The sequence below is a fragment of the Paenibacillus sp. FSL H8-0079 genome (assembly GCF_037991315.1).
GTDB lineage: Bacteria > Bacillota > Bacilli > Paenibacillales > Paenibacillaceae > Paenibacillus.
The window spans coordinates 4274621-4287258 of record NZ_CP150300.1 but is presented as its reverse complement, the minus strand read 5'-3'; the positions used below and the strand labels follow the sequence as shown (position 1 = coordinate 4287258).

At 47.4% G+C, this 12638-nt stretch carries 16 protein-coding genes; 15 read left to right on the top strand and 1 reads right to left on the bottom strand.

Annotated elements, in window-relative coordinates:
• Nucleotides 1–48: 48 nt before the first annotated feature.
• A complete protein-coding gene (gene efp / locus MHI06_RS19150) occupies nt 49–606 on the top strand; it encodes an elongation factor P (protein WP_017687580.1) in 558 nt (185 codons plus the stop codon).
• A 190-nt stretch (nt 607–796) separates the two neighbouring features.
• Nucleotides 797–2050: an aspartate kinase gene (locus MHI06_RS19145; RefSeq protein WP_169481997.1), complete on the top strand. Its 1254-nt coding sequence runs from the start codon at nt 797–799 to the stop codon at nt 2048–2050.
• Between the two features lie 84 nt (nt 2051–2134).
• Here MHI06_RS19145 and MHI06_RS19140 read toward each other — a convergent pair whose 3' ends face one another.
• The gene (locus MHI06_RS19140) at nt 2135–2884 is read right to left on the bottom strand and encodes a 2-phosphosulfolactate phosphatase (protein WP_169481998.1); all 750 of its coding nucleotides are present in this window, start codon (nt 2882–2884) and stop codon (nt 2135–2137) included.
• Nucleotides 2885–3146: 262 nt separating this feature from the next.
• Between MHI06_RS19140 and spoIIIAA the strand changes: the two genes are divergently transcribed.
• The 13 genes from spoIIIAA (at nt 3147) to MHI06_RS19075 (ending at nt 12508) form a co-directional block, all read left to right on the top strand.
• Nucleotides 3147–4154: a stage III sporulation protein AA gene (spoIIIAA, locus tag MHI06_RS19135; protein WP_340398764.1), complete on the top strand. Its 1008-nt coding sequence runs from the start codon at nt 3147–3149 to the stop codon at nt 4152–4154.
• Nucleotides 4147–4665, top strand: coding sequence for a stage III sporulation protein SpoIIIAB (gene spoIIIAB / locus MHI06_RS19130; RefSeq protein WP_211083536.1), 519 nt, complete (start codon nt 4147–4149; stop codon nt 4663–4665). Before spoIIIAA ends, spoIIIAB begins: the two co-directional genes overlap by 8 nt.
• Nucleotides 4666–4694: 29 nt before the next feature.
• The gene (gene spoIIIAC / locus MHI06_RS19125) at nt 4695–4898 is read left to right on the top strand and encodes a stage III sporulation protein AC (RefSeq protein WP_017687585.1); all 204 of its coding nucleotides are present in this window, start codon (nt 4695–4697) and stop codon (nt 4896–4898) included.
• Between the two features lie 32 nt (nt 4899–4930).
• Nucleotides 4931–5320: a stage III sporulation protein AD gene (gene spoIIIAD, locus MHI06_RS19120; protein WP_017687586.1), complete on the top strand. Its 390-nt coding sequence runs from the start codon at nt 4931–4933 to the stop codon at nt 5318–5320.
• Nucleotides 5321–5340: 20 nt separating this feature from the next.
• Entirely contained in the window at nt 5341–6531 is a 1191-nt protein-coding gene (gene spoIIIAE / locus MHI06_RS19115; RefSeq protein ID WP_169482001.1) for a stage III sporulation protein AE, read from the top strand.
• 31 nt (nt 6532–6562) lie between these two features.
• Nucleotides 6563–7393, top strand: coding sequence for a stage III sporulation protein AF (spoIIIAF, locus tag MHI06_RS19110; RefSeq protein ID WP_340398763.1), 831 nt, complete (start codon nt 6563–6565; stop codon nt 7391–7393).
• A 15-nt stretch (nt 7394–7408) separates the two neighbouring features.
• A complete protein-coding gene (spoIIIAG, locus tag MHI06_RS19105; RefSeq protein ID WP_169482003.1) occupies nt 7409–8047 on the top strand; it encodes a stage III sporulation protein AG in 639 nt (212 codons plus the stop codon).
• A gap of 65 nt (nt 8048–8112) precedes the next feature.
• Nucleotides 8113–8943 (top strand): SpoIIIAH-like family protein, encoded by an 831-nt coding sequence (locus tag MHI06_RS19100; protein ID WP_340398762.1) that lies wholly within the window; start codon nt 8113–8115, stop codon nt 8941–8943.
• Between the two features lie 139 nt (nt 8944–9082).
• A complete protein-coding gene (gene accB, locus MHI06_RS19095; protein WP_036614903.1) occupies nt 9083–9547 on the top strand; it encodes an acetyl-CoA carboxylase biotin carboxyl carrier protein in 465 nt (154 codons plus the stop codon).
• Between the two features lie 55 nt (nt 9548–9602).
• Nucleotides 9603–10946 carry an acetyl-CoA carboxylase biotin carboxylase subunit gene (accC, locus tag MHI06_RS19090; RefSeq protein WP_091018133.1) on the top strand — a complete coding sequence of 448 codons (1344 nt, stop codon included), beginning with the start codon at nt 9603–9605 and terminating at the stop codon, nt 10944–10946.
• Between the two features lie 217 nt (nt 10947–11163).
• Nucleotides 11164–11574 (top strand): Asp23/Gls24 family envelope stress response protein, encoded by a 411-nt coding sequence (locus MHI06_RS19085; RefSeq protein WP_017687593.1) that lies wholly within the window; start codon nt 11164–11166, stop codon nt 11572–11574.
• Between the two features lie 146 nt (nt 11575–11720).
• Nucleotides 11721–12260, top strand: a complete 540-nt coding sequence (gene amaP / locus MHI06_RS19080; protein ID WP_017687594.1) for an alkaline shock response membrane anchor protein AmaP — start codon at nt 11721–11723, stop codon at nt 12258–12260.
• A 14-nt stretch (nt 12261–12274) separates the two neighbouring features.
• A complete protein-coding gene (locus tag MHI06_RS19075; RefSeq protein WP_017687595.1) occupies nt 12275–12508 on the top strand; it encodes a DUF2273 domain-containing protein in 234 nt (77 codons plus the stop codon).
• Nucleotides 12509–12638 lie beyond the last annotated feature (130 nt).

The following is a 12638-nucleotide window of genomic DNA, read 5'->3' as shown; positions in this document are numbered from 1 at the left end:
CATCGTCTTATATCACCTACTTTTCAACCATATCAGGAGGGATTTTTTGTGATTTCAGTAAACGATTTTAAAACAGGCTTGACCGTGCAAGTAGATAACGATATCTATACCGTGCTTGATTTCCAACACGTTAAACCAGGTAAAGGCGCTGCCTTCGTACGTTCCAAATTGAAAAACCTGCGTAACGGTAACACCGTTGAAAAAACATTCCGTGCAGGCGAAACGATTGGTCGTGCTATCATCGAAAACCGTGGCGTATCCTACCTGTATGCAAGTGGTACAGAGCACACGTTCATGGATAACGAAACATATGATCAGTTCACATTGACTAGTGATCAACTGGAATGGGAATTGAACTTCCTGAAAGAAAACATGGTCGTTAAGATCGTTAGCTACCAAGGTGAAATCCTCGGAATCGACTTGCCAACAAGCGTTGAGTTGAAAGTTATCGAGACTGAGCCAAGCGTTAAAGGTAACACTGCACAAGGCGCTACCAAAAATGCAAAAGTGGAAACAGGTTTGAACGTACAAGTTCCTTTGTTCATTAACGAAGGTGATGTTCTCCTGATCGATACACGTGAAGGTAAATACTCTTCCCGTGCGTAACTTTCACAGTCTGTAAGCTAAAAAAGGTTATTAACAACCCTTTGCCATTCCTTTGGCAGAGGGTTTTTTCGAAAAAAGATTAGCCTATCAGTCGCTTTCGTAATATACTGGGTTAAAGTCATTTCTCGTAGAGAATAATGACGATGGACATCAATTATGCATACTGCACAAGGTAGGGAGTGGATTTGCGTTGTCATTGTACGTCATGAAATTTGGGGGCAGCTCGGTCGGAGATACTGAACGCATGAAGCGTGTAGCCGGACGTGTTGTAGAAAAAGCTGATGAAGGACATCGATGTGTAGTCGTGGTTTCGGCCATGGGGGATACAACAGATGATTTGATTGATCAGGCAAAACAATTGAATAGTGAACTGCCTGCTCGTGAGATGGATATGCTCTTAACGACAGGAGAACAGATTTCGATTTCTTTGTTATCGATGGCTATTCAAGCGCTTGGACGTAAGGCAGTATCGTTTACGGGCTGGCAAGCGGGATTCCGCACAGAGCCGGTTCACGGAAAAGCACGTATTCATGATATTCATCCCGACCGTGTGAATGCAGCGCTTGCTGAAGGCAACATTGTTATTGTTGCAGGCTTCCAGGGCATGACGGAAGACGGCGAGATCACAACACTGGGTCGTGGTGGTTCGGATACAACAGCTGTCGCGCTGGCCGCAGCCATTAAGGCGGATGCGTGCGAGATCTATACGGATGTAGATGGAATCTATTCTACAGACCCGCGGATCGTTAAGGTTGCGCGTAAGTTGAAGGAAATATCGTATGACGAAATGCTGGAACTCGCTAATTTGGGAGCAGCGGTGCTGCATCCGCGTGCAGTAGAGTACGCGAAGCATTCCGGTGTACCTTTAATTGTAAGATCCAGCTTTAACCATAATGAAGGAACGGTTGTGAAGGAGGAAGCAGCAATGGAACAAGGCGTAGTGGTTAGTGGTATTGCCTATGACAAAAATGTGGCTCGCATCAGTATTTTGGGTGTGCCGGATGTACCAGGAGTTCTGGCTGAAGTATTTGGTGCGCTTGCATCCAATCAGCTGGATGTGGACATTATCGTTCAGAGCGGAGTGATGGATGGCAAAGCGGACTTCTCGTTCTCTGTTGCTCTGTCTGATCGTGAGGACGCATTGCGTGTCATTGAAGGCCTTCACAGCCGCTTGCCTTACCGTGAAGTCACATCTGAAGAGAACCTCGTTAAAATCTCCATTGTTGGCGCAGGCATGGTTAGTCACCCAGGTGTAGCTGCCAAGATGTTCAAAGTCATTTCTGCTGAGGGCGTGAGCATCAAGATGGTGAGTACTTCCGAGATCAAAGTATCTTGTGTCATTGACGGAGATAAGCTGCATGACGTCATTAAGGCATTGCATACAGCATATGATCTTGACACTGCTGAGCAAGCCGTTATTGGCGGACCTCAAGATCGCAGATAAGTATTTTCTGTGTATTTAAATTAGCAAAGGTGTACTGTTGCCAACGGGCAGCAGTGCACCTTTTTGTTTTTCTCATAGCCATTCTCACAGCAACTTGAATATCTTCTCCCCGCGTATCCCACGATAAGGCGCCATACGGTTCCCTTCTCCCATCAAGGGAACACAATCCAGCAGATTTAACTGAGAGCAATACGAAATATCATGAACCCTGCCTAACTTTTCAAGCCTTCGCCCACCAGATGATATTCTCATCATATCCGGGATGCTGTCCTGGCATTGGGATATCGCCTGATGAAGTACAATACCGAGATCGTTCAATTGAATGGGAGAATAGGATTGTCGGTGTAGCTCTTCGATAATACATCCAGCACATAAGCCATCCTCCAGTGCAAATTCATCCTGTGTCCCCGCACACAACAGCAATACATCTCTTTGCAGCTCGCATAGAACTGTTGCGACAGCCTGCACATTCAGAAATGATCCAGCGAGTACATGTTTCGCCTTGGAAGCTTTGATCAAGGCCCGGGTCCCATCGGTTGTAGTTAATATGATGGTTTTATCTGCAATGTCTTCAGTCATATATTCATAGGGGGAATTACCCACCTCGAATCCAGTAATTTTTTTGTCAAAACGCTCCCCGCCCCGAATGCAATCTTTCATTTCCATTTGCTTGGCTTGTGGAACCGTCTCTACGGCAATCACAGCCGCAGCGTCATATGCCAGGGCTGTAACAATTGTACTGGTCGTACATAATACATCAATGACAACCGCACTACGCCCTGCAACATCAATGGTGCGTAACTCATTCACATTGCCTACGACATCAACTCGCACTCCCCACAACTCCTTTCTGTATCTGGGGATCGGTAGTTCTATTTGAACGGGAATGGAACTTACCTATCTGCAATTACCATATGCATGCACATCTAGACGGGTGCCTAGAGCAGGAGGTTGATCTATGGTTTCAACTCTCATCCGTATTCTGAAGAAATGATAGATTTCAGCGTCATAAATTAAATGTACAGGCATAAACTTGAGATATGAACAAGCGCCAGAAGCGTGAACCATATGATCTCAAGGTTGGAGGAGCCTACTCATGAAGGTGAACTGGAAGGAACTTTTTCCGGAACCGATCCGCACCATTCTCGGAAGAATGCCACCCGCTCTATTGGACCAAGTGGAGGAAGTACGTATTCGTGAAGGCAGACCCCTGGAGATAAATGCAGGCAACACATACCACTTCCTGACACCTCAAGGTAGCCCGACAGGGAACCCGGAAGAAGCATATGTTCCTCAGAAAGAAGTGACGCATAGGTTGCTGGATCTGATCAGTAACCATTCACTTTATACATTGGAAGAGGAACTGCGTAAAGGGTTCATCACCATACCCGGGGGACATCGAATTGGACTTGCTGGCCGAACCGTACTAAGCGGTGGACGTGTAGAATACCTACGCGACATCAACGGATTTAACGTTCGGGTAGCACGTGAGGTACATGGAGTGGCTGATCGTATCCTTCCTTATCTTCTCGATATGAAGAGCGGACAGGTCTTCCATACATTGATCCTTTCACCGCCTCAACAGGGAAAAACGACGTTGCTGCGAGATCTGGCGAGACAGATTAGCAGTGGTACGACGAAGCTTACGGGGGGCAGTGAACTGCTTCAGGGAATACGTCCGCGTCTGAAAGTGGGCATTGTGGATGAAAGGTCCGAAATCGCCGGTAGCTACAAAGGAGTACCTGGATTCGACGTGGGCCCAAGAACAGATGTGATGGACGGTTGTCCGAAGGCTGAGGGCATGATGATGATGCTCCGCTCCATGTCGCCCGATGTCCTGATTGTGGACGAGATTGGTCGTCCGGAGGATGCTGAGGCGGTAATGGAAGCCCTGCATGCAGGCGTCTCTGTGATCGCGACTGCTCATGGCCGTGACCTGTCGGAGCTGTCGGCCAGACCCGCGCTCAGAACCTTAATTGCGGAGCAGATGTTTCAACGGTATGTACAACTGCAACGGACGAGCCGAGGCATGACCTTTCGGCTGGCTGATGGCAAAATGCGTGTGTTGCAGCAGACCGGGGCAGGAGGTGAAGCCTTTGGTTAACATGTTTGGTGCGGTAATCATTCTGCTAGCCAGCACCCTCGCCGGTTTTTACAAGGCCAGACAATATGCATTAAGACCGAGACAGTTGCGAGAACTCATTGCAGCCCTCCAGCGACTAATGACAGAGATTAATTATGGGCTCACTCCCCTTCCCGATGCCATGGGCAAGATGGGAGCACAGACCAAAGAACCTGTAAAGACGCTTTTCCTTCATGCAGCCACACAGATGGAACCTCCTCATGGACTCACTGCCCGGGAAAGTCTGCAGTCCGGTGTAGATCTGGCTTGGGGAAGATCGGCCATGAAGGCTGACGAGCGGGAAGTGATGCTGCAATTAAGCTTCAGCCTTGGCACAAGTGACCGTCAGGATCAGACCAAACATATATCGTTAGCCATTCAACAACTAATGCATGAGGAATCCCGGGCCCAGGCCGATCAAATGAAATATGAACGAATGAGCCGAAGCCTCGGGATGCTTGTCGGAGCGTTAATCGTCATTCTGATCTTCTGAAATAGCCGGGATAGTGAGGTGCCAAGGTCATGAATCTAGAAGTGAACGCAATCTTTCAAATTGCGGGTATCGGAATCATTATTGCCATGATTCACACGGTACTGAAACAAATGGGAAAGGAAGATATGGCTCACTGGGTGACCGTAATCGGATTTGTCGTTGTTTTGTTCATGGTGGTCCGGATGCTGGACAGCCTGCTACAAGAGATCAAATCGATATTTCTTTTTCAATGAAAAACGGTCATGAAGCCGGATGGTGGTGACCTGTGGAAATTATACAAGTTGTAGGTTTGGCGCTCATCGCAACAGTGCTCATTCTGGTCATTAAGGAACAGAAGCCGATGTTTGCCTTTCTGATTGCTGCCGCGACTGGCATCGTCATCTTCATGTTGTTGATTGGCAAGATCGGTGCAGTCATCGAGGTGTTGAAGCGGCTTGCTGAGAATTCAGGCATGGAGAGTATTTATCTGAAAACGGTGCTGAAAATTATTGGCATAGCGTACATTGCTGAATTTGGTGCACAGATTGTAAGGGATGCAGGCCAGGAAAGCATTGCTTCCAAAATCGAACTGGCTGGTAAGGTACTGATCCTTGTACTTGCTATACCGATCATCAGCATTATTATCGAAACCGTCATGAAGCTGATGCCGGTGTAGAAAGGGCGTGCGGACTTCATATGAAATCAATGCATCATAAGCCGCAGTGGCGCCTTACGGTTGTGCTGATGCTCTGTTTTCTGTTTGGTATCCTGGGACAGGTTACTGCAACCTCGCCTTCCGGTGAGTGGATGGAGCAGCAGGCCGATCAGCTTCCCAAGGATCAGGTGGAGAAATACTGGGATCAACTGATGCAACAATACGGTGGTTTCTTCCCGGATGGGAAGACCCCTTCCTTCATGGATATGTTAATCCCCGGCAATGAAGGGTTCAGCCTGAAATCGGTATTTGTAGCCATAGGAACCTTCATGCTGCATGAAATTTTATATAACGGCAAGCTTCTGGTCACAATTGTGATGTTAAGCGTACTGAGCATGATTCTGGAGACCCTTCAGACCGCATTTGAGAAAAATAATATTAGCAAAATTGCCTATTCCATCTGTTATATGGTCATCATCATCATTGCGATCAACAGCTTCAGTGTGGCGATAGGATACGCCAAGGATGCCATAACGGGCATGATCAACTTCATGATGGCGATGGTTCCCTTGTTATTCACACTGCTCGCGTCCATGGGTAACGTCATCACCGTCTCTGTGACTCATCCACTCATCATTTTCATGATCCATCTGGTGAGTACATTGATTCACATGCTGGTATTCCCGCTACTCTTTTTCTCAGCTGTACTGCATCTCGTCAGTTCATTATCTGACAAGTACAAGCTGACACAGCTGGCAGACCTCCTGCGCAATATTAGCGTGGCGCTGCTGGGTATCTTGCTGACGATGTTTCTGGGCGTAATCTCGGTTCAGGGAGCATCGGGCTCCGTAGCGGATGGAGTCAGCCTGAAGGCCGCCAAATACATCGCAGGCAACTTTGTCCCAGTTGTAGGCAGAACATTTGCGGATGCGACGGATACGGTAATTACAGCTTCTTTACTTGTCAAAAATGCAATTGGACTCACTGGAGTGATCATCATTCTGTTTCTATGTGCCTTTCCGGCACTCAAGATCCTGGCTCTTGCCCTGATATACAACGTTACTGGTGCCATTATGCAACCGCTCGGAGACACCCCGATCGTAGGATGTCTGCAGGCCATTGGCAAGAGCATGATCTACGTATTTGCGGCGCTGGCAGCCGTCGGGCTGATGTTTTTCTTGGCGATCACCATCCTGCTGACTGCGGGGAATCTGACTGTAATGATGCGCTGAATGTATGTTGTCAAGAAAGGGGATGGAAAGGATGGGGTGGCTGAGCAACTGGCTCCAGGAATTGATTATGATCGTTCTACTGGCGACGTTCGTGGATATGTTGTTGCCCAATCGATCCATGGAACGTTATGTGAAGCTTGTGCTGAGCCTTCTCATTCTGCTAACCCTTTTATCACCGATAACAAAGCTGCTCAGAAGTGATCCGGTTGGGGAACTGAAACGAGCAATGACGGCAATGGATGCTCCCTCGGATGGAAATGCAACGCTCGAACAGATTCTGGCTCAGGGTAAGCGACTGCAAGCGGGCGAACAGGAACAATCGCTGCAATGGACAGCTAAAGAACTGGCTAATGTCATGAAAGGCCAGATTGAAGAAACAACAGGAGCGAAGGTTCGGTCCGTAGAGGTACAGCTGGCAATGAGTAAATATGAAACGGAAATGGAAGCCGCCTCGTCAGTCGAATTACCTGTGATCCAGCGTGTAGTGGTCGAGATGGCGGGAGAGAATGCAGGAGGAGAAGTGAAATCAAGCCAGCAAGAAGTTGTTGCAAATACACAGCCCATATTCGGAACAGATACAGAGTCAGAGAAGAATGAATCGCAGCAAACACAGCAGCCCATCCAGATTGGTCAGATAGAAGTGCCTGATGTACAGGTTGATGTGAGTAAAAGTCAACATGATGGAAATGAAGCGTCTTCCGAACCCGTTATACGAGATCAGGCGGATGAGACGAAGCAGCAAGGTGAGACATCCGCAAGGTCTGAACATGCGGTGCAGATTATTACATTGTTGACTGAAAAGTGGGATGTTGATGCGAACAAAGTTCAAGTGAAAGAACCGAAAAGTGCTGAAGTGCTCTGAGAAGGAGGGTGTCCGATGAAACAATGGTTCAAAAAGATGGAAACCTGGATGGGTGGCGGAGAAGGCGGGGCAAGGCGGAGCCAAACCTTTCGTTGGCTGATTATCCTCGGTTTGATCGGGGTGGGAATCATGCTGTTCAATTCCTTCGTCAATGTCAAAAAAATTGATTCCGAAAATATCGGTCGGGAACCACCGGACCCGGCAACATCCATGGCATCCATACAGAGTGATCCGATGGATCAGAACCCTTTTCAGGCAATCGAAATGGCATTTGAGGACAAAATCAAAGGTGTGCTGGAAAACATTGTTGGTGTGGGAACGGTCGATGTAATGGTTACCGTGGATTCCACAGAGGAACTGGTCGTTCAGCGGAATGTGAAGGATTCTCAGCAACTTACCGAAGAAACGGATGCTAACGGGGGCAAGCGACATATGACGCAATATACCCGCGATGGCGAGATTATTACGTACGAAATATCAGGGGATCAGACACCGATAGTGACCAAAAAGCTCAAACCGCAGATCCGTGGTGTGCTTGTGGTTGCGAGAGGTGCAGAGAACAAGGTTGTAAAGGACCTGATAACCGATGCTGTGGAAAAAGGACTGAATGTGGCAGCCTACCGAATCTCGGTTGTACCGCGCAAACAAGACTAATTTGGTTAGTTGAATCACAAGATTCAATTCTCATAGATTGAAGCCAATTTGAGGAGGAAGTTCTAATGAATAACAAACGTCAAACGGTATGGCTCGTTTCCATGCTGAGTCTGATGGTCATTTTGTCCGCGTATTATCTGTTCACTGAGGATTCTGGTCCAGTCAATGCGCCGGTGGCTGATAGTCAGCAAGTTGATGGAATCAAGCAAGGGGAAGCAAAGGAGACAGCAGGCATTCTTGATCCTACAGAAGGTTTGGTTGTGAATGAAGTGGTGAATAGCGGCGAAGTTGAAAGTGATCCAAGTGCGGCTGGCACTGCTGAAGATCCGGTGGCTACGGAAGGTAAAGAAACTGGAAATACAGAGAAAACACCTGCTGTCGAACCAGGCGAGAATAAGGGTGAAGCAGGAAAAGAAGCTGACAAAGCAACCGACAAAGGTGCAGCAACCACACCAGAGACGGAAGGTCAGACAGAAGGCACTGCAACGAAGACGGACGAGGAAGTCCTCAAGGAAATGGAAGAGCAGAATACGACAGCATCTGCGAGCAGCCAGTTCCAGAACTACCAGTGGCAACGTGAGGAAAGCAACAATCGTAAGTATGAGGAACTGATGACTGTGGCAGGTGATCTGAGCAAAACGCCAGAGGAGAATGCGAAAGCAACGGAGCAACTCCGTACACTGGAAGAAAAAGAAGCTAAAATCACTGGCATTGAGGAGACACTCTCTCAACAGTTCGCTAATGCGATCGTTCAAGAAGATGCCGACAAGTATAAAGTCGTGGTCCTCAGTGACAAACTGGATGTAAAACAGGCGGTATCCATTGTGGATCTGGTGATGAAAGAATTGGCTGTTTCCCAGAATAAAATCAGTGTTCAATACGTTACAGAACAGTAATTCAAATCATGGAAATGCAGTCCCGGGAGCTGGTTGTACTCTCGGGCTCTTTCCATTTTTAACGATTATGATATAATACATAAAGCCATATGACCGTCCTAGTGAGACTGGCATGATGCCGAAGGAGTGAATAATGGAAATGTTTAAATTGAGTGAGATCAAAGAACTGATCAAACTGGTAGATGAAAGTTCCGTTCAAGAGTTGGAAATTGAAAATGAAGGATCACGGTTATCGATCCGCAAACCGGGCAAAACGGAGTATGTTCAAGCAGCTGCTGTGCAACCGCAAATGATTGCTGCTCCGCAAGTACAGCCGGCAGCAGTGGTAAGTGAAGCTGCACCGCAGGTCGATACTACAAGTCATTTACATAAAATTGTATCTCCGATGGTAGGTACTTTTTACAGAGCTTCCTCGCCGGAAGCGGGTCCTTTTGTGAGCGCAGGTGATAAAGTTGTTGAAAAAACAACGGTATGTATCATCGAAGCCATGAAGCTGATGAACGAGCTTGATGCTGACATCAAGGGAGAAATCGTTGAAGTGCTGGTTGAGAACGGACAGCTGGTCGAGTATGGGCAGCCCCTTTTCCTGGTGAAACCGGAATAACCGTTATAGCTGGTTAACAGCTAACCGCATGAGCTTCGAAGGAGGACAAAACGAAATGAAATTTCAAAAAATACTGATTGCGAACCGTGGAGAGATTGCGGTACGTATTATTCGTGCCTGCCGCGAAATCGGCATCTCAACGGTAGCTGTCTATTCAGAAGCGGATAAGGATTCTCTGCATGTTCGTCTTGCAGATGAGGCTTACTGTATCGGACCGACACTGTCCAAGGACAGTTACCTGAACTTCACCAACCTGATGAGTGTAGCCACACTGACGGAATGTGATGCAATCCACCCTGGATATGGTTTTTTGGCTGAGAATGCTGATTTTGCAGAAATCTGTGGTTCCTGCAACATTACATTCATCGGGCCTTCACCTGAAGCCATTACCAAAATGGGAGACAAGGCTGTTGCCAAACAAACGATGAAAGATGCAGGAGTACCTGTTATTCCTGGATCAGACGGCCTCGTTGAAAATATGGATGAAGCCATCATGATTGCTAGAGATATCGGATATCCTATCATTATTAAAGCTACTGCTGGTGGCGGAGGTAAGGGAATTCGTATTGCCGAAGATGAAGAAACGCTGATTAAGCAGATTACAGCTGCTCAGCAGGAAGCACAAAAGGCATTTGGCAATGCAGGTGTATATCTGGAGAAATTCCTGACAGGCATGAAACATGTGGAAATCCAGATCATTGCTGATAAACACGGAAATGCAGCTCATCTGGGAGAGCGTGATTGCTCGGTTCAGCGTCGTCGCCAGAAATTGGTAGAAGAAGCTCCGTGTCCAATTCTCTCTGAAGATGTGCGTACACTGATGGGGGAAGCTGCGGTACGGGCAGCCCTTGCCGTGGATTACTCGGGAGCGGGTACATTGGAGTTCCTGCTTAGCCCGAATGGCGAGTTCTATTTCATGGAGATGAATACGCGTATTCAGGTAGAGCATCCGGTAACCGAGATGGTTACTGGCGTGGATCTGATTCGTGAGATGATCTCGGTAGCTGAAGGCAACCCACTTTCATTCCGTCAGGAAGACGTGGTTATCAATGGCTGGTCCATAGAATGTCGTATCAATGCAGAAGATCCGGATCGTAACTTCATGCCATCACCAGGCAAAATCGGATTCTACCTTGCACCTGGAGGACCGGGCGTCCGTGTAGATAGTGCTGCTTATCCGGGTTATACCATTTCACCTTTCTATGACTCCATGATTGCAAAATTGATTGTGTGGGGAGCGAATCGTGAAGAGGCGATTGCCAAGATGAAGCGTGCGCTTGGGGAATTTGCCATTGAAGGCATATCCACAACAATCCCTTTCCATCAAAAATTGCTGGAGCACCCAACGTTCATTCGTGGGGACTTTGATATCAAATTCCTTGAGGAAAACGAGATTTAAAAGGTATATTGGGCTTGTTTGTCATAATGTAGCCCAAATGATATAGTATGAATAATAAGAGCGCATGTCTCCTGCAAAGGATAAGCCCGCACCTCGCGGATGTTTGCAGGAGTTCCGGTAAAGCCGGACCGGAAGGGTTCTGAAGGTCGATTGACCTGAGTCCAGCGCCCTGACGGATGGCCGCAAACTTATCTCGCGAAAGGTGTGTTGAACAGTTATGAGTACACTACCGACTGAATTTGAACGAACGGATATCGGTGAAATCCAGATCGCACCTGAAGTTATTGAAGTGATTGCTGGATTGGCGACCCTTGAAGTGAAAGGTGTTGCAGGCATGAGTGGCGGATTCGCTGGCGGATTTGCTGAATTGCTTGGTCGCAAAAACCTTTCCAAAGGCGTTAAAGTTGAAGTAGGCCAACGTGAAGCTGCAGTTGATGTTTCCGTAATTATCGAGTACGGATACCGTCTGCCACAGGTGGCTACAGAGATTCAACAGAACGTGAAACGTTCCATCGAGAACATGACAGGCTTGAATGTGAATGAAGTGAATGTGCACATTCATGACGTTCAGTTCAAGAGCACCGAGAAAGTGGAAGAGATCGACCTGAACAGTCAGCGCGTAAAATAAAAGAAGACAGATTCCCCCGGCATCATCTGCCGGGGGTTATCCCGTCTTGGACAGGTCTTCATTATAGCGAAAGCTAGATGAGGATCTGATTTTTTGCTAGTGAACAGGTTAAGTAATGTTAGTGAGCAAGGGAGGCTGTGCAGTTCGTGGCTAAAATACTGGATCGGCTTCTGTTGTTTATATACAGCATAAGCGTTGGAGCAATATCGGCAGCCGTCATTCTTCTGATCAGCGGTGTGCTGCCTTACGAATTGAATTACCAGCAGGAACAAAACGTTATTGTTGCGTCGGTTATTGCAGCAGCGATTTTGTTTATCCTGAGTTTGCGATTTTTCTACATCTCGGTTCGGCGTGAGCGTGCATCGTTGCCGTCTGTGGATCAACGTACTGAGTTTGGTGATGTACAGATTTCGATGGAGACGATTGAGAATCTCTGTTTGAAGGCGACTTCCCGTTTCCGGGGAGTACGTGATGTCAAGGCACGCATACGGGTGGTTGAGTCAGGACTGGAGATTATGATCCGTGCGGTAGTGGATGGTGAGACACCTATTCCTGCGCTGACTTCTGATCTGCAAAAGGCGATTCATGATCATGTGCAAGAGATTACGGGCATCCCGGTATCTTTTGTCACGGTGTATATCGCTAATGTAACCCAGTCGCCTAACTACAAGAGTCGAGTGGAATGAGGTGAGTTTCACTGATGCTGTGGAAAGAGATTTGGGATAGTCACAGAGGCCGAATTACCGGAATTATCGGCGGCATCTTTTTTGGATTTCTTTATGTATGGATCGGTTTTTGGGATATGTTGTTCTTTGCACTCTTGGTGTTCATTGGTTATACGTTAGGCAGACGAAGCGATTCGAAGTTGGGTTCGTCCATTCCCTGGAGGGAGTGGGGACAATGGCTTGGCGATCGCTGGCGTCCGTTTAAGTGACCTACCTGAACCCTGCAATATGTTTCTTCCGAAAATAGAGCTGTAGTTTAGGTTGCCCGTTTTTTGGAGGAAACGTATTGCAGGTTTTTTTGTGAAAAGGGATAACAATAACAATACCATGGAAGCCATT

Coding starts and splice junctions, on each gene's coding strand:
- spoIIIAG (WP_169482003.1), top strand. CDS start 7,409: ATGAAACAATGGTTCAAAAAGATGGAAACCTGGATGGGTGGCGGAGAA.
- spoIIIAF (WP_340398763.1), top strand. CDS start 6,563: ATGGGGTGGCTGAGCAACTGGCTCCAGGAATTGATTATGATCGTTCTA.
- MHI06_RS19100 (WP_340398762.1), top strand. CDS start 8,113: ATGAATAACAAACGTCAAACGGTATGGCTCGTTTCCATGCTGAGTCTG.
- accC (WP_091018133.1), top strand. CDS start 9,603: ATGAAATTTCAAAAAATACTGATTGCGAACCGTGGAGAGATTGCGGTA.
- MHI06_RS19085 (WP_017687593.1), top strand. CDS start 11,164: ATGAGTACACTACCGACTGAATTTGAACGAACGGATATCGGTGAAATC.
- accB (WP_036614903.1), top strand. CDS start 9,083: ATGTTTAAATTGAGTGAGATCAAAGAACTGATCAAACTGGTAGATGAA.
- spoIIIAE (WP_169482001.1), top strand. CDS start 5,341: ATGAAATCAATGCATCATAAGCCGCAGTGGCGCCTTACGGTTGTGCTG.
- MHI06_RS19075 (WP_017687595.1), top strand. CDS start 12,275: ATGCTGTGGAAAGAGATTTGGGATAGTCACAGAGGCCGAATTACCGGA.
- spoIIIAA (WP_340398764.1), top strand. CDS start 3,147: ATGAAGGTGAACTGGAAGGAACTTTTTCCGGAACCGATCCGCACCATT.
- spoIIIAC (WP_017687585.1), top strand. CDS start 4,695: ATGAATCTAGAAGTGAACGCAATCTTTCAAATTGCGGGTATCGGAATC.